The organism is Alteromonas sp. WD8-37, from assembly GCF_055326825.1.
This window is the reverse complement of sequence record NZ_JBUZOV010000009.1, coordinates 39,500-57,586: the sequence shown is the minus strand read 5'-3', so window position 1 is coordinate 57,586 and position 18,087 is coordinate 39,500. Positions and strand designations below refer to the sequence as shown.

Annotated in this window: 22 protein-coding genes; 17 read left to right on the top strand and 5 right to left on the bottom strand. The window is 53.5% G+C overall.

Annotated features, from left to right (window positions below; translation table 11 throughout):
- Positions 1–8 precede the first annotated feature (8 nt).
- Entirely contained in the window at positions 9–374 is a 366-nt protein-coding gene (locus ACTUJZ_RS15085; protein WP_463637172.1) for a type IV pilin protein, read from the top strand.
- A 3-nt stretch (positions 375–377) separates the two neighbouring features.
- Here the strand turns inward: ACTUJZ_RS15085 and ACTUJZ_RS15080 are convergent, their stop codons facing one another.
- Positions 378–923 (bottom strand): GspH/FimT family pseudopilin, encoded by a 546-nt coding sequence (locus tag ACTUJZ_RS15080; RefSeq protein ID WP_463637171.1) that lies wholly within the window; start codon positions 921–923, stop codon positions 378–380.
- Between the two features lie 179 nt (positions 924–1,102).
- Between ACTUJZ_RS15080 and nadE the strand changes: the two genes are divergently transcribed.
- Together nadE and ACTUJZ_RS15070 are read left to right on the top strand one after the other, a co-directional pair.
- Positions 1,103–1,939 carry an ammonia-dependent NAD(+) synthetase gene (gene nadE, locus ACTUJZ_RS15075; RefSeq protein WP_463637170.1) on the top strand — a complete coding sequence of 279 codons (837 nt, stop codon included), beginning with the start codon at positions 1,103–1,105 and terminating at the stop codon, positions 1,937–1,939.
- 6 nt (positions 1,940–1,945) lie between these two features.
- Positions 1,946–2,284 carry a P-II family nitrogen regulator gene (locus ACTUJZ_RS15070; protein WP_463637169.1) on the top strand — a complete coding sequence of 113 codons (339 nt, stop codon included), beginning with the start codon at positions 1,946–1,948 and terminating at the stop codon, positions 2,282–2,284.
- 108 nt (positions 2,285–2,392) lie between these two features.
- Here the strand turns inward: ACTUJZ_RS15070 and ACTUJZ_RS15065 are convergent, their stop codons facing one another.
- Together ACTUJZ_RS15065 and ygfZ are read right to left on the bottom strand one after the other, a co-directional pair.
- Positions 2,393–2,875: an FKBP-type peptidyl-prolyl cis-trans isomerase gene (locus tag ACTUJZ_RS15065; RefSeq protein WP_463637168.1), complete on the bottom strand. Its 483-nt coding sequence runs from the start codon at positions 2,873–2,875 to the stop codon at positions 2,393–2,395.
- Positions 2,876–2,941: 66 nt separating this feature from the next.
- The gene (gene ygfZ, locus ACTUJZ_RS15060; protein ID WP_463637167.1) at positions 2,942–3,931 is read right to left on the bottom strand and encodes a tRNA-modifying protein YgfZ; all 990 of its coding nucleotides are present in this window, start codon (positions 3,929–3,931) and stop codon (positions 2,942–2,944) included.
- A gap of 160 nt (positions 3,932–4,091) precedes the next feature.
- Between ygfZ and ACTUJZ_RS15055 the strand changes: the two genes are divergently transcribed.
- The 3 genes from ACTUJZ_RS15055 to ACTUJZ_RS15045 are packed head-to-tail and all read left to right on the top strand — an operon-like array spanning position 4,092 to position 5,649.
- Positions 4,092–4,343 (top strand): FAD assembly factor SdhE, encoded by a 252-nt coding sequence (locus ACTUJZ_RS15055; RefSeq protein WP_463637166.1) that lies wholly within the window; start codon positions 4,092–4,094, stop codon positions 4,341–4,343.
- Positions 4,330–4,752, top strand: a complete 423-nt coding sequence (locus tag ACTUJZ_RS15050) for a hypothetical protein (protein ID WP_463637165.1) — start codon at positions 4,330–4,332, stop codon at positions 4,750–4,752. The genes ACTUJZ_RS15055 and ACTUJZ_RS15050 overlap by 14 nt, the downstream gene beginning before the upstream one ends.
- Before the next feature lie 27 nt (positions 4,753–4,779).
- The gene (locus ACTUJZ_RS15045) at positions 4,780–5,649 is read left to right on the top strand and encodes a MaoC family dehydratase (RefSeq protein ID WP_463637164.1); all 870 of its coding nucleotides are present in this window, start codon (positions 4,780–4,782) and stop codon (positions 5,647–5,649) included.
- Here ACTUJZ_RS15045 and nadB read toward each other — a convergent pair.
- Positions 5,646–7,310, bottom strand: coding sequence for an L-aspartate oxidase (nadB, locus tag ACTUJZ_RS15040; protein WP_463637163.1), 1,665 nt, complete (start codon positions 7,308–7,310; stop codon positions 5,646–5,648). The two genes, ACTUJZ_RS15045 and nadB, sit on opposite strands and share 4 nt — an antisense overlap.
- 197 nt (positions 7,311–7,507) lie before the next feature.
- On the opposite strand from nadB, the gene rpoE reads away from it, so the two are divergent.
- From rpoE to ACTUJZ_RS14990, 10 genes are all read left to right on the top strand, one after another.
- Positions 7,508–8,086: an RNA polymerase sigma factor RpoE gene (gene rpoE, locus ACTUJZ_RS15035; protein ID WP_463637162.1), complete on the top strand. Its 579-nt coding sequence runs from the start codon at positions 7,508–7,510 to the stop codon at positions 8,084–8,086.
- A gap of 77 nt (positions 8,087–8,163) precedes the next feature.
- Complete coding sequence (locus ACTUJZ_RS15030) at positions 8,164–8,739, top strand: sigma-E factor negative regulatory protein (protein ID WP_463637161.1); 576 nt, start codon at positions 8,164–8,166, stop codon at positions 8,737–8,739.
- Positions 8,740–8,749: 10 nt separating this feature from the next.
- A complete protein-coding gene (locus ACTUJZ_RS15025; RefSeq protein WP_463637160.1) occupies positions 8,750–9,826 on the top strand; it encodes a MucB/RseB C-terminal domain-containing protein in 1,077 nt (358 codons plus the stop codon).
- Complete coding sequence (locus ACTUJZ_RS15020) at positions 9,823–10,296, top strand: SoxR reducing system RseC family protein (protein ID WP_463637159.1); 474 nt, start codon at positions 9,823–9,825, stop codon at positions 10,294–10,296. Before ACTUJZ_RS15025 ends, ACTUJZ_RS15020 begins: the two co-directional genes overlap by 4 nt.
- Positions 10,297–10,612: 316 nt before the next feature.
- Positions 10,613–12,427, top strand: a complete 1,815-nt coding sequence (gene lepA / locus ACTUJZ_RS15015) for a translation elongation factor 4 (RefSeq protein ID WP_463637158.1) — start codon at positions 10,613–10,615, stop codon at positions 12,425–12,427.
- A complete protein-coding gene (gene lepB, locus ACTUJZ_RS15010) occupies positions 12,427–13,305 on the top strand; it encodes a signal peptidase I (protein ID WP_463637157.1) in 879 nt (292 codons plus the stop codon). Before lepA ends, lepB begins: the two co-directional genes overlap by 1 nt.
- Positions 13,305–13,991, top strand: a complete 687-nt coding sequence (gene rnc, locus ACTUJZ_RS15005) for a ribonuclease III (RefSeq protein WP_463637156.1) — start codon at positions 13,305–13,307, stop codon at positions 13,989–13,991. The genes lepB and rnc overlap by 1 nt, the downstream gene beginning before the upstream one ends.
- Positions 13,981–14,889 (top strand): GTPase Era, encoded by a 909-nt coding sequence (gene era, locus ACTUJZ_RS15000; protein ID WP_463637202.1) that lies wholly within the window; start codon positions 13,981–13,983, stop codon positions 14,887–14,889. Before rnc ends, era begins: the two co-directional genes overlap by 11 nt.
- 16 nt (positions 14,890–14,905) lie before the next feature.
- Entirely contained in the window at positions 14,906–15,544 is a 639-nt protein-coding gene (gene pdxH, locus ACTUJZ_RS14995; RefSeq protein WP_463637155.1) for a pyridoxamine 5'-phosphate oxidase, read from the top strand.
- Positions 15,541–16,320, top strand: coding sequence for a TatD family hydrolase (locus ACTUJZ_RS14990; protein ID WP_463637154.1), 780 nt, complete (start codon positions 15,541–15,543; stop codon positions 16,318–16,320). The genes pdxH and ACTUJZ_RS14990 overlap by 4 nt, the downstream gene beginning before the upstream one ends.
- Here the strand turns inward: ACTUJZ_RS14990 and ACTUJZ_RS14985 are convergent.
- Positions 16,278–16,961 (bottom strand): AhpA/YtjB family protein, encoded by a 684-nt coding sequence (locus tag ACTUJZ_RS14985; protein WP_463637153.1) that lies wholly within the window; start codon positions 16,959–16,961, stop codon positions 16,278–16,280. The two genes, ACTUJZ_RS14990 and ACTUJZ_RS14985, sit on opposite strands and share 43 nt — an antisense overlap.
- 96 nt (positions 16,962–17,057) lie before the next feature.
- Here ACTUJZ_RS14985 and serB point away from each other — a divergent pair, with 96 nt between their 5' ends.
- Positions 17,058–18,074 (top strand): phosphoserine phosphatase SerB, encoded by a 1,017-nt coding sequence (serB, locus tag ACTUJZ_RS14980; RefSeq protein WP_463637152.1) that lies wholly within the window; start codon positions 17,058–17,060, stop codon positions 18,072–18,074.
- Positions 18,075–18,087: the final 13 nt, after the last annotated feature.

The window sequence follows — 18,087 nt, the reverse complement described above, 5'->3', positions numbered from 1 at the left end:
GTTTTTAAATGCAAAAACAACGTGGCTGGTCGTTAGCGGAAACGATGATCACCCTGGCCATGGTTGGCATTTTGGCGGCGATGGCAGTACCGGCTTATCGCTATTATCAAAATGATGTGCAGCTTAAACAGATTCAGCTGACCTTACTGGAATTGCAACAAGCCCAGCATGCGTATCAGTTAGAGCACCAGCGCTTTGCCGAACTCACTGCGCTGAAGCCGGTGCAGACACCGGCTCACTTTACCCTAGAGCTGGAAAATGTGTCGCCATCGACTTTTCGGCTGGTGGCCGAAACCCAGGTGGGTGAGGCGCAATGCCAGCGCCTGACCATTGATGAAGCAGCTCGGCGTCAGCCTGCTGAATGCTGGCAATAATGCTTATGAGCAGGACAGGGCAGCGCCGTCGGCATCTTCTTTGATGTCGTCATTATTGCTATCTGTGGCGACCGCGACCCGGCCATACAATGAAATTAACAGGGCAGAGGCCTGGTTGGCCTGACCGGTGGACGGGCAAATAGTGGCAGTCGCCTGCTGGCTGACCGAGCCATCAGCAAAAAATGTCAACGCGGCGCTTAGCCCGGTTATTGTATTCCCGGCGGTCAACGCATCGGCGCTGGCAATGATGGGTTCTGCAATATTGCGCTTGCCATCGGCATTGGCATCGGCAAACACCATTTTGGTTTGCTGCCAGTTGGTGCTGCAGTTGGTGTAATCGGCAGTGGGGCAGACAATCACCGGCAAGGCTTCATCCACGGCAGAAAAACGCGCCACTCGGGCCACCGTACTCAAATTATTAATATCTGCGATGACCTTATTCTGATTGAGCATATTATTGATCCCGGGCGTGCCCACGGTAATCAAAATGGCGGCGATGGCCACAGTGATCATCATCTCAATTAAGCTGAGTCCATATTGCGATTTCATGAGGGTGTAACATCCGATAACCTGATACCCTAAGCCTATCGGGTTTTGGCCCGTTTTGGGTATGCAATTCCACCAGCCGGTATAGTTGCCGGTAAACAAGCGCGCGTAGGCAGACTACTGACACCAGCCGGCCAATCGCGTAAACTTGCTGATACAAGTGTAAGACTCTGGGAAATCAAATGGATAAACAAGCTGTTATCGTGCAAATGAAAGTGCTGCCAACGATTGATGTGGAGCACGAGATCCGCCGGCGGGTAGATTTTATCAAACAGCAGCTGACCGAGTCCGGGCTGCGTACGCTGGTGTTGGGAATCTCCGGCGGTATCGACTCCTGCCTGCTAGGCCGGCTGGCGCAGCTGGCGGTCAATGAGCTGAACGAAGCCACTTACAACCAGTATCAGTTCGTGGCAGTCAGATTACCGTATCAGGCCCAGGCCGACGAGCATGATGCACAGCAAGCGATTGAGTTTATCCAACCCAGCCAACAAGTGGCGGTCAACGTCCAGCCCGGCGCTGATGCTATCCACGCAGCCACTACCGAGGCGCTGGCCGACGCGGGTCTATTGCCTGCCGATGAGGCCAAGCAGGACTTTGTTAAAGGTAATGTAAAAGCACGTACCCGCATGGTGATCCAGTATGATATTGCCGGTTTGATGGACGGGTTGGTGTTAGGCACCGATCATTCGGCGGAAAATATCACCGGGTTTTACACTAAGTTTGGTGACGGCGCGTGCGATTTGGCCCCCTTATTTGGCTTAAATAAACGCCAGGTGCGTCAGTTGGCCAAACACTTAGGTGCACCGGCGCAACTGATTGAAAAAGCGCCGACTGCCGATTTGGAAAGTTTGTCTCCGCAAAAAGCCGATGAGGCAGCGCTGGGGCTAACTTATGACCAAATCGATGACTTTCTGGAAGGACGTGAGGTTGAAACAGCGGTCAGCGATAAACTACTGCGGATTTTTGCCCGTACACAACACAAGCGGGACCCGATCCCCACGATTTATGACCAAGAGTAAGCAGTAATGAAAAAAATTGAAGCGATAATTAAGCCATTTAAAATGGACGACGTGCGCGAAGCCCTGGCTGAGGTGGGTATTTCCGGCATGACGGTGACCGAAGTCAAAGGGTTCGGCCGGCAAAAAGGCCATACTGAGCTGTATCGGGGCGCGGAGTACCAGGTGGATTTTTTACCCAAAATCAAAATTGATATCATCATTGATGATGACCGGGTGGAACAGGCGGTTGAAGCCATTGAGCAAGCTGCTAAAACCGGCAAAATCGGTGACGGAAAGATCTTTGTCTACAATGTGGAAAGTGCGCTGCGTATCCGTACCGGTGAGACTAACGAAGATGCGATATAACGTATTTCGCTGATGCGAGGTTGGGTATCTGGCGCGCATCATCCGCCGTGCTACAAAAAAGGCCATCTATGCAGATGGCCTTTTTTAATACTAATATTTTGGTAACGCTTAGTGGTCGTTGCCGCTGCCTGGACCATGGGCGTGGCCATGTTCCAGTTCTTCAGCAGTCGCTTCGCGTACTTCTACCACTTCTACTTCGAATTTCAGCGGTACGCCGGCCAGCGGGTGGTTACCATCGATTACCACGTGGTCTTCGGCCACATCAATAACCATTACAGACTGCTCACCCTGCTCAGTGCTGGCACGAAACGACATGCCAACTTCAACTTCCATGCCGTCGAACATTGATTTTGGTACTTGCTGTACCAAGCCGTCAACACGATCGCCATAGGCTTTCTCAGGTGCGATATCTACCGCAAAGCTGTCGCCCTGCTCTTTATCCTGCAGAGCATCTTCCAATCCTTCGATCAAAAAACGGCGACCCATTAGCACTGTTAGCGGCTGCTTGCCTTCAGATGAATCCAGCTGAGTACCGTCTTCGGCTGAAACAGTGTAATGTAGTGATACCACGCTATTGGAAGTAATTGTCATAAAATTTCCTGGTCTAACTTTCGCAGCCACAGGCTGCTGTGAATTTTGCGCGCCCGCTAAGGGTGATCACCCCCGGCCACGCACGTTATTACTCGATTGCTCTATTGTATAGGGTAGTGGCTTTGGCGAAAACTGATAGTCCGGCCAGTCTTTTAGACGAAACATTTCATCCGGCTGCGTATCATTGTTAGCCACTGCCAACAGCCAGGTTTGTTCACCTAAGGTGGCGCAACGAATCACACTGCCACCACGACGCCAATTCTCGCCCAGCTGCTTTTCCAGGGTATGGCTGTCATCTACCGGCAATGCCGTATCCACGCTAAAGATAAAGGCTGCCCGCTTGTTTTTGCCCAAAAAGCGGGTGCGCGCGACGACTTCCTGGCCCATGTAGCAGCCTTTTTTAAAGTCGATGCTATCTAAAGCCTGAGCATTAACCATTTGTGGCACCCACTCATTGATATGACTACCAGCAATGTCCGGTACCCCCTGACTAATGGCCAGTGCTTCAAACACAGCCACCGGATAGTGGGGCAGGTCTGCCAGTGCTTCGGTCAGAGCTGTGGCCAATGTAGTGTCGGCTAGCACAAGAAACAGTTGCTCAGGCAGATCGTAGCGTACGACCACCCCATTAGCATGCTGCACACTTTCCAGCGGCGCCTCAGGTAAGCGGCCGAACTGACTTTCCAGCCAGCGCTCAGCCCGTTCACCGGTGAGGGCAAACTGGCGGTAAGTCTCACTGGCATCGAGTATGTCGGCCTTGGCAAACACGCCGTATTTATTAAGCTGAGCCAGGGACATATCCAGTGCGCTACGATTTACCGATAACAGCACTTTGTCCTGGTGCCGCACTACCAGTGGCAGCGCCCAGGCCTTACCTTTAAAGTCGCAATGCGCAGCGCGCCGGGCTCGATCATCTGCAAGCTTGAGCACATCGATGGTTAACTGGCCTTGTAAAAATGAATCCTGATCAGGTCCACTGACCTGCATAATACCCATATGTTCCAGTTCAATGACAAACTCTGTTGCCAGTGCATCCAACCGATCAGGTAAAGCCATAACCACCCTTTGATTAAGCAATTTGCGATTAACAGCATAGTTTGGGGGCAGATTCTAATTTCGCAAGGGAATGAGAATAATTTCATTCAAAAGGACAGTGATTCAGGCATATTGCGCGTGCTATGATGAGCGCCACGTTAATAACAGGTTGTAGTGGTTTATGTTTTCACCCAAACGTTATGCACGGCTGAAGTGGGCGTGTCGCCGTGGCATGCTGGAACTGGACGTGTTGTTGTTGCCTTTTGCTGAAACCGGTTTTCATGACCTGGATGAGGAAGAGCAGGAAACCTTCGAAAAATTGTTAACCTGTGACGACCCGGATCTGTTTGCCTGGTTCATGGGCCACCAGGCGTGCCCGCAGCCAGAATTGGCGGCGATGGTCGAGCACATCCTGGGCCGTGTTAAAGTATAAATTCACCATCGTACCGCTGGCGATTCGCCGGTATGCCGTGCTATTGCCGGCCCTGGCAGGGGTGATTGCGGCTTTCAGTGCCAGTGATGCGCTGTTTTCGTACCTGGCTCGCTGGGAGGTTTATTGCCTGGCAGCATTGATGTGGGTGGCCTGTGTCATTCAGTTGCGATGTGCACCGCAACCCGTTCCGATGCTGGTATTATTTGATGGCGAACAACGCTGGCAACAGGCGGCTACGCCTCAGGCGTTGGCGGAGGCGCCGGTGAGGCTGGTATCGAAGCGCTCCCGGCTCACGCCATGGGGCCTGTATGTGGGATTTGACAATCATCAACCCGGTCAGTGGATTTTGAAGCACGAAATCGGCCAGGCCGATTTCCGCCGGGTGGCGCGGGCAATCCGCGCTCGCTGAGCATCACTAAGGTTTGTGGTCAACACTATGAGCGTATTATCTCTTGTTTCTTCTGCATTGCTGCAACGGGCTGACAAGTTCCGACTCACGCAATTCAAACCACCCCAGGCGCCCAGTTGCGAATACACTGACGACTGGCTCATCGATAAGCGCCACTATCAGGACTATTGTCAGGTGGTCGGTTGGCGGGATCCGGTCAATCTGCATCCCTGCTATTTGCAGATGCTTAGCTTGCCGCTGCAGATAAAATGCCTGACCACGCCAAACAGCCCGTTTCCGGTCATGGGCCTGGTGCACCGCACCAACGCGATTACCCAGCAGGCCAGCATTGATATGGAACAGCCAGTTACCCTGTATGCGCGTTACGGAAAGGTTCGCCAGCATTCCCGCGGCTGGGAATTTGAGATTACGGTAGAAGGGCGCCAGCAAAAACATTCTGTGTACCAGGCTACTGCCGGCTATCTGGTGAAGGTGCGAGCACCCCATGTCAGCCCGTCGCCCAAGCGCGTAAAGCCGGCCCCGCTGGCCTTGCCTGAAGCAGCCAGCGAACTGGCAGTCCTGGACGTGCCTGCGCATTGTGGCCGCGCTTATGCGCGGTTGTCCGGCGATGCCAACCCGATTCATTTAAGCCGCGCCAGTGCGGCTCTGTTTGGCTACAAACGGCCCATTGCCCATGGTATGTGGAGCCTGGCCCAGGTACTCAGTGCGGTACAGCAGGACAACGCCAGCCAGAATGTTTGCCATTTTAGCAGTGAAGGGCGTTTTTTGCGGCCGGCGTATTTACCCTGCCGCATGCGGGTTTATCAGGCAACCGACCAGCACACAGCCGATCTGTGGCTGGTCAGCGATAACGCCGATGTCGGCCACTACCAGGGCAGCCTGTCCATCGGTAGCTAGGTGCCCAGCACGCCTGGCGGGTTGGGGGAGCGGTTTTTGGCCGGCGTCAGGACAGAGACCGTCGGCGGATCGGCCAGCTCCGGATAATCCAGATTAAAATGCAGACCGCGGCTTTCTTTACGCTGCATGGCACAGCGCACGATAAGCTCGGCCACCGTCACCAGGTTGCGCAACTCCAGCAGATTGTTGGACACCCGAAAATGCGCATAATATTCCTGAATTTCCTGTTCCAGTAAGGTGATCCGGCGTAGCGCCCGTTCCAGCCGCTTATCGGTGCGCACGATACCCACATAGTCCCACATAAATAGCCGTAGCTCGTGCCAGTTATGCTGAATAATGACTTCTTCATCCGAGTTGGTCACCTGGCTTTCATCCCAGGCAGCGATCGGTTCGTGTTTTACCGGGTCAGGTAAGCGGGCCAGAATATGCTCGGCTGCCGAGCTGGCATAGACCACACATTCTAATAATGAGTTAGACGCCATGCGGTTGGCGCCATGCAATCCGGTATACGCGACTTCGCCAATGGCATACACATTGTCTAAGTCGGTTCTAGCGTGCTGGTCGGTCATCACGCCGCCACAGCTATAGTGCGCCGCCGGAACCACCGGGATCGGTTGCCGGGTGATATCAATGCCCAGCGCGCGACAGCGCCGGTAAATATTGGGAAAATGCTTCACAATAAAATCAGCCGGCTTGTGGCTGATATCCAGATACATGCAATCCTCACCTAGCCGCTTCATCTCATAATCGATGGCCCGGGCCACAATATCCCGGGGGGCCAAATCGCCGCGCTCGTCAAAATTGAGCATAAAGCGGGTACCATCAGCATGGCATAGCTGCGCGCCTTCGCCGCGCAAAGCCTCACTAATCAAAAAGTTACGTGCTTGCGGATGGTACAGACAGGTGGGGTGAAACTGGTTAAATTCCATATTGGCCACCCGGCAGCCGGCCCGCCAGGCCATGGCAATACCGTCCCCACTGGATACATCCGGGTTCGAGGTATATTGATATACCTTACTGCCACCGCCGGTGGCCAATGCGACAAAACGCGCGCGGATAACCTCCACATGCTCGCGCTGGCGATTCCACACATAACAGCCTGCAATGCTGCCCGGGGTCTGATTGGCAGCAATCAGATCGATAGCATTGTAGCGTTCAAAAAAATGAATGTTGGGATGGTTTTTCACCGCATCGTTAAGGGTAATTTGCAGTGCTTCGCCGGTGGCATCCGCCGCGTGCAAAATACGCCGGTGGCTGTGGCCGCCTTCGCGGGTCAAGTGATAGCGCTCTTCGCCCTGTTCATTTTGTTCTTTATCAAACGGCACGCCAAAGCCAATCAGCCAGGTCAAGGCTTCTTTGGCCCGTTCGGTGGTAAACCGCACCGCGGCTTCATCACACAGGCCAGCGCCGGCTTTCAGAGTATCCTGGACATGGGCATCTACCGAATCCTGCTCATCAAATACCGCTGCTATCCCTCCCTGGGCATAGCGGGTGGAGCCTTCATTGCGATCGCTTTTGCTTAACACGATGACATTACAATGATCAGCCAGTTTGAGGGCCAGGCTGAGACCGGCAGCACCGCTGCCAATTATCAATACATCGCAGCGGTGTTCGATAGCCTGCGTTTGTGTGTCGGGTAGTGAAGATGTCACTGAATTCATGTATTTTAGCGGGTAATAATTATGCTAAGGTTCGGCAAGTCTAATGGATGAGTGGTAAAAAACAATGGGCTTGCGGCCTTTGCGCCCGCGATTTTACCAATTTATCGTCAATTTAATCGAACTTATCTGCCATGGCCCGGTCTATGTGTTGCTTGCGTGAGCTATGGTGTGGTTGAAGTGAAGGAGTAATAGCTCGGATGAGCGAGCAGATAACCGATCAGCAGATTGTGGAAAAAGTACAAAGTGGCGATAAGAATGCTTTTAATCTGTTAGTTACCCGCTACCAGCATAAAGTCATGCATCTGGTGTCACGCTATGTCAAAAACAGTGGCGACGTGGCGGATGTGACGCAGGATGCATTTATTAAAGCCTATCGGGCATTACCCAACTTTCGGGGTGATAGCGCCTTCTACACCTGGCTGTACCGGATTGCGGTAAACAGCGCCAAAAATTATTTGGTGGCGCAGGGCCGTAAACCGCCGGCCAATGATGTCGATGCCGAGGAAGCCGACTATTATGAGGGCAGTGATGCGCTCAAGGAGCAGTCCACGCCAGAACGGAGTCTGTTATCTAGCGAGATTGAAAGCACGTTGTTCAAGGTAGTGGAAAAACTGCCTGATGATTTGCGGATGGCCATCACCCTGCGCGAAATTGAAGGCATGAGTTATGAAGAAATTGCCAATGTGATGGAGTGCCCGGTGGGCACAGTGCGCTCGCGGATTTTTCGTGCACGCGAAGCCATTGATAAAGTTTTAAAACCCTTGTTAGAAAATTGAACTTTCAGTAATCGATTCAGACTAACAAGCTGTAGTAGAAAAAATACGCGATCATCATGTGATCAGGATTGTATAATATGACGCAACAGCAAGAAAAATTGTCAGCCTTTATGGATGGCGAGAGCGATAGCAGTGAAGTCCTTGATGCCCTTAAACAGGATCCTGAACTGCAGCGCCAGTGGCGACGTTATCATGTTATCCGCAGCGGATTACGCCAGGAAGCCAGTGTAGCACCACAACTTGATATTACTGCGCAGGTCGCCGCCGCATTGGAAAATGAACCCACAATTATGGCGCCCCAGCCGCGCAGCTGGCGACAGCGATTGGCGAAAGCTGCAGTGGTGCCGTTTGCCCGTCAAACCGGCCAGCTGGCTGTTGCAGCCTCGGTGGCGGTAGCGGTGATTTTGGGCGTGCAGCAATTTAATCAGCCGGCAACCAGCACAACGCCTGGCGGTGCGGCCACGCCGTTGATTGGTACTCCGGGCGGATTGGCGCCAGTGAGTTTGGAACAGTCGCGGCCGGTAACGCGTGATGATCGAGCGGTGCTGATGGAGAAAAAGCGCAAGATTAATGCGTTGATTACCGATCACGAGCAACAACTTAAACTAAAACATGTGAAGCAGGAGTCGACCCAGACTCAGCCAGAACAATAAGTCAGCAAGGATGAATGTGGTAACTCATACCCAGGCAGCCCACCGGCAAGGTCGGCTGCCTTTTTCGTTATGTGGCCTGGTATTAGTGGCAGCATTGTACGGGCTGCCGGCCGTGGCTCAGCAAGCCCCAATGGACAGCGTTGACACTGAGCGTAGTCTCAATCCGGATGTGGCTGGCGACGCCGCCGCGCGGCAAAGCGCCAGCAGTTGGCTCAACAAACTGGCCAGTACAGTGGCCAGCCGCAATTTTCAGGTGTCATTTGTATTGAGCCGTGCGGGTCAGGAAACCATTCCGTATTTGTGGCGGCACGCGGTGCTGGCTGATGGCACCGTCATGGAACAGCTGAATGTGCAAAATGGCCCGGGTCAGGAACAAATTCGGGTGGGTGATGTTGTCAGTGTGTTTGAGCCTGACACCCAGCCGTATAGCCTGCGCGCCACCGCTATTCAGGGCCCCATTCCTGCGGCCTTGCTGCAGACCCCTGATAGCCTGCAAGCCGGCTATGAATTCGTCACAGTGGGTCGGGCCCGGATCTCCGGGCGCACGGCGCAGCAGCTGCGCATCATAAGCCGCGATAACAATCGCTTTAGTTATCAGCTGTGGTTGGATGAACAAACCGGCATGTTGCTCAAGCTGAATACGTTGGACTTACAGGGCGCGGTGATTGAACAAATTCAGATTACCGGATTTACCTTAAGCGACGCACCACACCCGTATTTTGCCAAAGTGAATCAGGCCAATCTGCCGCCGCCTATGGCGGTGGGTCAGGACAAGAACCCTGAACATCAGTGGCAGCTGGGCTATCTGCCTAAAGGCATGACGCTGGTGCGTGAAGATATCCGCCGCTTGCCCGGCACCGGCCAGGTGGTAGAATACAAGCTGTTCAGCGATGGCCTGGTGGATGTGTCGGTGTATGTACAAAAAGCCGAACAGGGTGTGGGCGCCGACTTGGCCTTGCGCCATGAACTCAATACCTTTTTGAGCCTGGTCCAGGGGCAGGTGCAAATCACCGTGGTGGGCGAAATCCCGCTGCAAACTGCCACCACTATCGCCCAGTCAATTGAGGTAAAACGAGACGCGCTATGATGACCGAAACTGCCACCGTAGTGGCTGTGGACGATGACCTGATTACCCTGGAAGCCGCCATTAAGTCGACGTGCTCCACTTGTCAGGCCCAGTCGGAATGTGGGTCTGGGGTGATCTCGCGGGCGCTGGCGCCTAAAACCCAAACTGTCACTGTACGTAGTCCGTTGCCGGTTAAGGTTGGCGATCAGGTCTCAGTGGGCATACCCGAAGCCGGCCTGTTAGGCGCGTCATTGTGGTTGTATCTGGCCCCGTTACTGATCTTACTGCTCTCTGCCAGTTTGATTCATACCCTGGCCGCTGCGCTGGGCCCCTGGCAGGAATTAGCTACCATTGCCGGCAGCGTGCTGGCGACGTTAGGTGGCTTTGTGTTTATCTCCGGGCATCTTAAAAAGCTCGACCAGACCCGCTTTACTCCTACCTTACTGTCGGTAATCAGCCGCCCGGCCAAGGGGACAGTGGTCGAACCCTGAGCTTTGCGGCATCGCCGCGCTGCTAGCCGTCCTGGCTCTTTGCGATATTTGTCGCCATCACCCATCATTGCCGGGCAGGGAACTTGCCCGGGAATTGTGACTCAAACTGGTCAGGCAGGTATGCAAAACAGGTAATGCACACTCACAGACAGTGAGCTAACCGATAAGTATAGAATAGGGCGCAATCAGCGCCCTGTTTTTGTATGGGGCTTTTCTATATAATCAGCGCATTATTTTTTTGGCGTGCCTGGCCACGCAGTCTAACAAAATACAATCAGGTCCCCCAGTAGGTCCCCGAATTGAGAAATGGCATTTAATGACAGATAAAAACACTAGTGTTCACAGTAAGATACGTAACTTTAGTATTATCGCGCATATTGATCATGGTAAATCCACCTTGTCCGACCGCCTTATTCAGGTGTGCGGCGGATTAACTAACCGCGAAATGGCCGAGCAGGTTTTGGATTCCATGGACCTGGAGCGTGAGCGGGGTATCACCATCAAGGCGCAGAGTGTGACCCTAAATTACACCGCCCGCGATGGCGAAACGTATTTGCTTAACTTTATCGATACCCCCGGGCACGTGGACTTTTCCTATGAAGTGTCGCGCTCGCTGGCGGCCTGTGAAGGGGCGCTGCTGGTGGTGGATGCCGGGCAGGGGGTGGAAGCACAAACGCTGGCCAACTGTTACACCGCCTTTGATATGGACCTGGAAGTGGTGCCGATTCTGAACAAGATCGACCTGCCACAAGCCGATCCAGACCGGGTGGCCGAAGAAATTGAAGACATTGTCGGCATCGATGCGTTAGAAGCTGTGCGCTGCTCGGCCAAAACTGGGCTGGGCGTTGAAGATGTGCTTGAAGAAATTGTTAAACGTATTCCGCCGCCAGTGGTTGAGCACGACAAACCATTACGCGCGTTGATTGTGGATTCCTGGTTTGATAACTATCAGGGCGTGGTGTCTCTGGTGCGCATTGTGGAAGGTGAGCTGAATGTCAAAGACAAAATTCAGATCATGTCGAACGGGCAGACCCACCAGGCTGATAAAGTAGGTATTTTTACTCCGAAGCAAAAAGATACCCAGGTTCTGCGTGCCGGCGAAGTGGGTTATGTAATTGCCGGGATTAAAGAAATCACCGGAGCGCCAGTGGGCGATACCATCACCCTGGCCAAACAACCGGCTGAAAAAATGCTGCCAGGCTTTAAAAAAGTGAAGCCGCAGGTGTATGCCGGTGTCTTCCCGGTCAGCTCCGACGATTATGAAGATTTTCGTGATGCCCTGAGCAAACTGGCGCTTAACGATGCGTCGTTGTTTTTTGAGCCAGAAAGCTCTGCGGCCTTAGGTTTTGGATTCCGCATCGGCTTTTTAGGCATGCTGCATATGGAAATTGTGCAGGAGCGACTGGAGCGTGAATACGATCTGGATCTTATCACCACAGCGCCCACGGTAATTTACGAAGTCCTGACCACCAAAGGGGAAACGCTGGTGGTCGACAGCCCGGCAAAATTGCCGCCGGTGAACGACATTGATGAAATTCGTGAGCCGATTGTTGAGGCCAATATTCTGGTGCCGCAGGAATACCTGGGTAATGTTATTACCTTATGTGTGGAAAAACGCGGTATGCAGACCAACATGGCGTATCATGGCAAGCAGGTAGCCCTGACCTATGAAATTCCTATGGCCGAAGTGGTGCTGGACTTTTTTGACCGCCTGAAGTCTACCAGCCGCGGCTTCGCCTCGTTGGATTATAACTTCAAAAAATTCCGCGCCTCGGACATGGTGCGGGTGGACATTATGATTAACGGCGACCGCGTGGACGCGCTGGCTATTATCACTCACCGTGAAAACAGCCAGGGCCGTGGTCGCGACCTGGTAGATAAATTACGGGAACTGATCCCACGGCAAATGTTTGATATCGCCATTCAGGCTGCCATCGGCAACCATGTGATTGCGCGTAGTACCGTCAAGCAGATGCGTAAAAACGTTATCGCCAAATGTTATGGCGGAGATGTGAGCCGGAAGAAAAAGCTGCTGCAAAAGCAAAAAGAAGGGAAAAAACGGATGAAGCAAATTGGCAATGTGGAATTGCCCCAGGATGCATTTCTTGCGGTGCTCAAGGTTGGTAAATAATGGCAAATTATTTTTCCATCTTACTGGTCATATTAACTCTGATAACCGGCCTGGTCTGGTTACTGGATAAGCTGGTGTGGGCGCCTAAGCGCCGCGCTGCCGGGCGCACTAACGCGGAAGACGTACCGTACTGGGTCGACACCTCACAACAGGTGTTTCCGGTCATCGCCTTTGTTTTAGTGCTGCGCTCCTTTTTATATGAACCGTTTCAAATCCCATCGGGTTCGATGATGCCTACCTTGCTGGTGGGGGATTTTATATTGGTGGAAAAATTTACTTATGGCCTCAAAGATCCGGTGGCGCGCAATAAGTTTGTCGAAACCGGTTCGCCCGAGCGCGGTGACATTGTGGTTTTCAAATATCCTGAAAGCCCCAATGTTGATTATATCAAGCGGGTAGTGGGGCTGCCGGGTGATACCGTGGTGTATCAGAATAAACAGCTGTATATACGCCCCAAGTGTAACGGCGATAATGCCAGCGCATGTAATAAGCTGCAGCCAGTGCCGTTAGAATTCCAGGCGCGCGGCGAATTTGTGCAAAATATGGCGCAGCTGCTGCGCTACGAAGAAGCCTTGGGCGATACCCCGCATGATATCCTGCGCCATCCTACCCGGGCGGATATATCTTCGCGCTTTTACACCCAGCCAGGTACGCGCAGTAACGAATGGCTGGTACCAGAAGATCAGTATTTTGTGATGGGCGATAACCGTGATAACAGTCGCGATAGCCGCTTCTGGGGCTTTGTGCCTGATGCCAACCTGGTGGGCAAGGCTGTGGCGATCTGGATCAGTTTTGAATTTGAACGCAAACCGCAGGATTTTATTCCTACCTGGGTGCCAACCGGAGTGCGGTTTAATCGAATTGGTGGCATTGATTAATGCAAGGCATCGACAAATTTGCCCATCTTCATCGGGCGTTAGGTTACACATTTTCTGATACCCAATTGCTGGAGCAAGCGCTGACCCATCGCAGCGCCGCCAAAAAGCACAACGAGCGGCTGGAATTTTTAGGTGATGCGGTGCTGGGCATGGTGATTGCCGATGCGCTATTTGCCGCGTTTCCCAGTGTACCGGAAGGTAAACTGACCCGGATGCGATCCACCCTGGTCAAAGGCGATACGCTGGCCGAGCTGGCTAAAGAAGCCAACGTGGGGGAACTGCTAAACTTAGGGCAGGGTGAGCTAAAAAGCGGAGGCCATCGGCGCGGATCTATCTTAGCCGACGCCATGGAAGCCATTTTAGGTGCCATTTATTTAGATGCCGGTTTAGAGCGAGTGCAAAGTGTCATCCTGCAGCTGTGGGACACGCGCTTCAAAGCACTTGATCCTAACGAGCACCCCAAGGACAACAAAACCCGCTTGCAGGAATTTTTGCAGTCGCGCAAGCTGCCGCTGCCTATTTACGAAGTGGAAAATATATCTGGCAAGGACCATGCCCAAACGTTTGAAGTAAGCTGCGCCGTGGCCGGTGACGATCAGCCGGTGCGGGCCACCGGCAATAGCCGACGCAAAGCCGAACAACAGGCAGCCAAACTGATGCTGGAGAAATTAATTGATGCATCCTGATGCGCTTGAAACACATTGTGGCCTGGTGGCCATCGTCGGGCGGCCCAATGTGGGCAAGTCCACTCTGTTAAACCGTTTGCTGGGCCAGAAGGTCAGCATTACCTCACGCAAGCCACAAACCACCCGGCACCGTATTTTGGGCATCGACACGGACGATACCCATCAAACTATCTATGTGGATACCCCCGGCCTGCATAAAGATGAAAAGCGCGCCATTAACCGGTTTATGAACCGTGCCGCATCCAGCTCGCTGGCGGAAGTAGGGCTTATCCTGCTGGTGGTAGAAGGTACCCGCTGGGGTCCGGATGATGAGATGGTGCTAAACAAAGTGCGTCAGTCTGGGTTACCGGCCTATCTGGTGGTCAATAAGATTGATAAAGTGGCCGATAAAGCCGCGCTGGCAGATCATCTGCAAAAGCTCAACAGTCTTTATGAGTTTGAGCATATTGTGCCGGTGAGTGCCAAGCAGGGTAAGCAGGTAGATGCCTTGCGTGACCTGGTTAAACAAACCCTGCCGCCCAGCGAATTTTATTTTCCTGAAGAATATATTACCGACCGTTCGAGCCGCTTTATGGCCGCCGAGATCATCCGCGAAAAGCTGATGCGTTATACCGGCGATGAGCTACCGTATGCCACTACAGTGGAAATCGAGCAGTTCAAACTGGCCGATAACGGCGTATACCGCATCAATGGCCTGATTTTGGTAGAGCGTGAAAGCCAAAAGCGCATGGTAATTGGCAAGGGTGGTAACCATATAAAGACTATTGGCGAACAAGCTCGCTTGGATATGGAAAAACTGTTCGATACCAAAGTGTTTTTGGAACTTTGGGTTAAAGTGAAACAAGGCTGGTCTGATGATGAGCGCGCCTTGCGCTCGCTGGGCTACGGCGAAGACTGAATAAGAGGCAGGTGCGATGGCAATTTCGGATTTACGCAGACAATATTCTTTGGCCACGCTGAGCGAAGAACAATTGACTGATGACCCGTTGGAATTGTTTCAGCGCTGGCTGGATGATGCAATTGCCGCACAAATCCCTGATCCCACGGCCATGACAGTGGCCACGGTCAATGATCGGGGCCAGCCCTCCCAGCGCATTGTGCTGCTCAAAAAAGTGGATGAAAACGGCTTTGTGTTTTTTACCAATTTTGGCAGCCGCAAGGCGCAGGACCTGGCCGGCAACAGCGCTGTCTCGTTGCATTTTCCTTGGTTTTTTATGGAACGTCAGGTACATGTTCAAGGCCACGCGCAGCGTATTGAGGCAGCCGAGAGTGCCGCCTATTTTGCCTCGCGACCCAAAGACTCGCAGTTAGCTGCCTATGCCTCACGCCAAAGCCAGCCGGTAGCTTCGCGTGACATTTTGATGCAGGAATTTACCCAGCTAAAACAAACTTACGCCGACAAGCCCTTGCCCACGCCGCAGTTTTGGGGCGGTTATCGGGTAATGCCTGAGCAACTGGAGTTTTGGCAGGGTGGCGAAGATCGCCTGCATGATCGGTTTCAATACCGTCGCGAAGACGGCGACAACTGGGCTATCCAACGCCTGATGCCATGATTGACAGCCACTGTCACCTCGACCTTGCCGCTTTTGATGACGACATTGACTCAGTCATTCACTGCGCGCGGCAGGCCGGGGTGCAACGGTTTTTAATACCTGGCACCACCCCACAGGGCTGGCAGCGCCAGCTGCAGCTTAAAGCCCGCTTTAGTGAAATTGATATTGCTTTTGGGCTACATCCCTATTTTGACGCCACGCTGACCTCTGCCGGTATTCGCGAGCTGGAAAGTATGTTGACGCAGCATCGTCAGCAGGTGTGTGCGGTCGGTGAGATTGGCCTGGATAAAACCCGGCCGATGGCCATGGATACCCAACAGGATCGGCTGATGGCACAACTGGACCTGGCCAGTGCGGTTGGCTTGCCGGTGGTGTTGCATCATCGCCAGACGCATCATTTGTTGACCAAAGCTCTTAAAGAGGCCCGCTTTACTCAGGGCGGGGTGGTACATGCCTTTTCAGGTAGCCAGCAGGTGGCCGAGCAATATCTGGACAAAGGCATGTTGCTGGGGATCGGGGGCACCATCACCTATCCGCGCGGGCAGAAAACCCGTGACACATTGCGCCAGATTAGCCTTGATCATCTGCTACTGGAAACCGACGCGCCAGATATGCCCTTATGCGGTTATCAGGGCCAGCGCAACACGCCGGCGCAGTTACCTCTGGTAGCCAATTGCCTGGCTGAGCTTAAACAGATTTCGGTAGCAGAGGTGGTTGCTCGTACCTCGGCCAATTACCGGCGCCTGTTTTGCGCCGACGGAAAGGCAGCCCCCTGACCCCAGCGCCGATAATGGCGTTTGAGTGCCGGACGTACCTTATAAAACAAGCGGGCCAGATAGAGGCCAGCGGTGAACGCCAGTAAAATCAAGGTAACCCCGACCAGCCAGTGGCCCTGTTGCAATTGTTCAATGGCGCGCACAGTTTGCTGCGGATATGTCAGCAGACGAATATAACCAATGGTAACCCCGGCGTTGTTGGCAATATCATGAATATGCGTGACCGCGCCGGGGGCCTGGTCGAGCAGAGACGGCAGCGGCTCGGCCGGGGCAATTTGTACTCCCTGGCTATTAAATACACCCGCTTGGATCACCCGCGGCTCGGCGGTGAGGATCACCAGCGCCTGATTGAGCTCCTCGTATTGCTGGGCCTGCACCAGCGGGCTAAACAACCGTGCATACTGGCCGGCCAGAACCGTGCCCGGTGTTTGTTGCTGGGCAGCAATCCACTGCTGCTGGCGCTGTTGATAATCCAGCACGGTATACACAGTCAGGGCGCTCAGGCCCAGCGCGATCAGTATGTGAAAAATGCGTTTTACCGCCTGATACCCACTGATATCGGTAGGCGTACTGCGGCGCGTGCTGGGCGGGGGAACAAATTGGTTAATAACATCACCTGAGACATCGTATGCTTTTCCCATTGTAGGCAAGTCCTTCAAAATTCCAAGATAATTTCCACCCGACGCTGTCATGCGGTAGGATAATCGCCTCTTTATGTTTGATTATCAGGAATGGCAGTGACCCCTGTGACGGTTTCTTCGGCCCAGCGCCATCAGCATACATTTTTACTCGACCAGCTCGGTACACATCAGGCGCTGCTCTGGGCCGATAACCAGTGGTATTGCCAGCCCGCCTGTCTAGATAAGCATAGTCAGGGTGTGCGTTTAACGCTATGGGCACAGGCACTGACCCTGCATCAGTTGGAGCAGGTGATGCAGGCGCTAGGCAGCACGCTGCAGGTGGGTGCTTTCACGCGGCAACAGTATTGTGGCCGGTTTGGCGAGACAGTGCTTAGCGCAGCGGTGACGGTTAACGATGTTGCGTCGCTGCCAGCACAATTAGCTGATGTGTTTACCCGTTATGGTGTTGAAGCAGCGGTAGTAAACCAGGCGCCGCGCCTTGATAGCCCGGGTTTGCTGGTGATGGACATGGATAGCACCCTGATTGCCATGGAGTGTATTGACGAGATTGCCCGGCTCAGTGGCACCGGGCCGCAGGTGGCAGAAGTTACCGCCAAAGCCATGCGCGGAGAACTGGATTTTAATACCAGCCTGGTATCACGGGTAGCCTGCCTGAAAGATATTGAAGTGGCTAGCCTGGAGCAAATACGCGATAGTATGCCCCTGATGCCTGGCGTGGCTAGCCTGGTGAACGAGCTAAAACAACACGGCTGGCGGTTGGCTATCGCCTCAGGCGGGTTTACCTATTTTGCCGATCATCTTAAACAGCGGCTGGGCCTGGATGCCGCGTTTTCCAACCAGCTCGAAACTGCCGATGGTCGGCTGACCGGCAAGGTCACTGGCACCATTGTCAATGGTGAAGAAAAAGCCTGCGTAGTGCAGTACCTGGCTAGCGAGTATGCCATTACGCCCGGACAGGTGGTGGCTATGGGCGATGGCGCCAATGATTTGCCGATGATGGGCAAGGCCGACTTAGGCGTGGCCTGCCATGCCAAGCCGGTGGTCAATGCCCAGGCGGATGTGGCCATACGCCGCAGTGGCTTGCACAGCCTGTTGTATTTACTGGCAAGTTAGGTAACCAGCGTAA

Coding starts and splice junctions, on each gene's coding strand:
- ACTUJZ_RS15045 (WP_463637164.1), top strand. CDS start 4,780: ATGAGCGTATTATCTCTTGTTTCTTCTGCATTGCTGCAACGGGCTGAC.
- ACTUJZ_RS15020 (WP_463637159.1), top strand. CDS start 9,823: ATGATGACCGAAACTGCCACCGTAGTGGCTGTGGACGATGACCTGATT.
- ACTUJZ_RS15070 (WP_463637169.1), top strand. CDS start 1,946: ATGAAAAAAATTGAAGCGATAATTAAGCCATTTAAAATGGACGACGTG.
- ACTUJZ_RS15065 (WP_463637168.1), bottom strand. CDS start 2,875: ATGACAATTACTTCCAATAGCGTGGTATCACTACATTACACTGTTTCA.
- nadB (WP_463637163.1), bottom strand. CDS start 7,310: ATGAATTCAGTGACATCTTCACTACCCGACACACAAACGCAGGCTATC.
- ACTUJZ_RS14990 (WP_463637154.1), top strand. CDS start 15,541: ATGATTGACAGCCACTGTCACCTCGACCTTGCCGCTTTTGATGACGAC.
- rpoE (WP_463637162.1), top strand. CDS start 7,508: ATGAGCGAGCAGATAACCGATCAGCAGATTGTGGAAAAAGTACAAAGT.
- ACTUJZ_RS15080 (WP_463637171.1), bottom strand. CDS start 923: ATGAAATCGCAATATGGACTCAGCTTAATTGAGATGATGATCACTGTG.
- ygfZ (WP_463637167.1), bottom strand. CDS start 3,931: ATGGCTTTACCTGATCGGTTGGATGCACTGGCAACAGAGTTTGTCATT.
- ACTUJZ_RS15025 (WP_463637160.1), top strand. CDS start 8,750: ATGAATGTGGTAACTCATACCCAGGCAGCCCACCGGCAAGGTCGGCTG.
- nadE (WP_463637170.1), top strand. CDS start 1,103: ATGGATAAACAAGCTGTTATCGTGCAAATGAAAGTGCTGCCAACGATT.
- era (WP_463637202.1), top strand. CDS start 13,981: ATGCATCCTGATGCGCTTGAAACACATTGTGGCCTGGTGGCCATCGTC.
- pdxH (WP_463637155.1), top strand. CDS start 14,906: ATGGCAATTTCGGATTTACGCAGACAATATTCTTTGGCCACGCTGAGC.
- lepA (WP_463637158.1), top strand. CDS start 10,613: ATGACAGATAAAAACACTAGTGTTCACAGTAAGATACGTAACTTTAGT.
- ACTUJZ_RS15085 (WP_463637172.1), top strand. CDS start 9: ATGCAAAAACAACGTGGCTGGTCGTTAGCGGAAACGATGATCACCCTG.
- lepB (WP_463637157.1), top strand. CDS start 12,427: ATGGCAAATTATTTTTCCATCTTACTGGTCATATTAACTCTGATAACC.
- rnc (WP_463637156.1), top strand. CDS start 13,305: ATGCAAGGCATCGACAAATTTGCCCATCTTCATCGGGCGTTAGGTTAC.
- ACTUJZ_RS15055 (WP_463637166.1), top strand. CDS start 4,092: ATGTTTTCACCCAAACGTTATGCACGGCTGAAGTGGGCGTGTCGCCGT.
- ACTUJZ_RS14985 (WP_463637153.1), bottom strand. CDS start 16,961: ATGGGAAAAGCATACGATGTCTCAGGTGATGTTATTAACCAATTTGTT.
- ACTUJZ_RS15030 (WP_463637161.1), top strand. CDS start 8,164: ATGACGCAACAGCAAGAAAAATTGTCAGCCTTTATGGATGGCGAGAGC.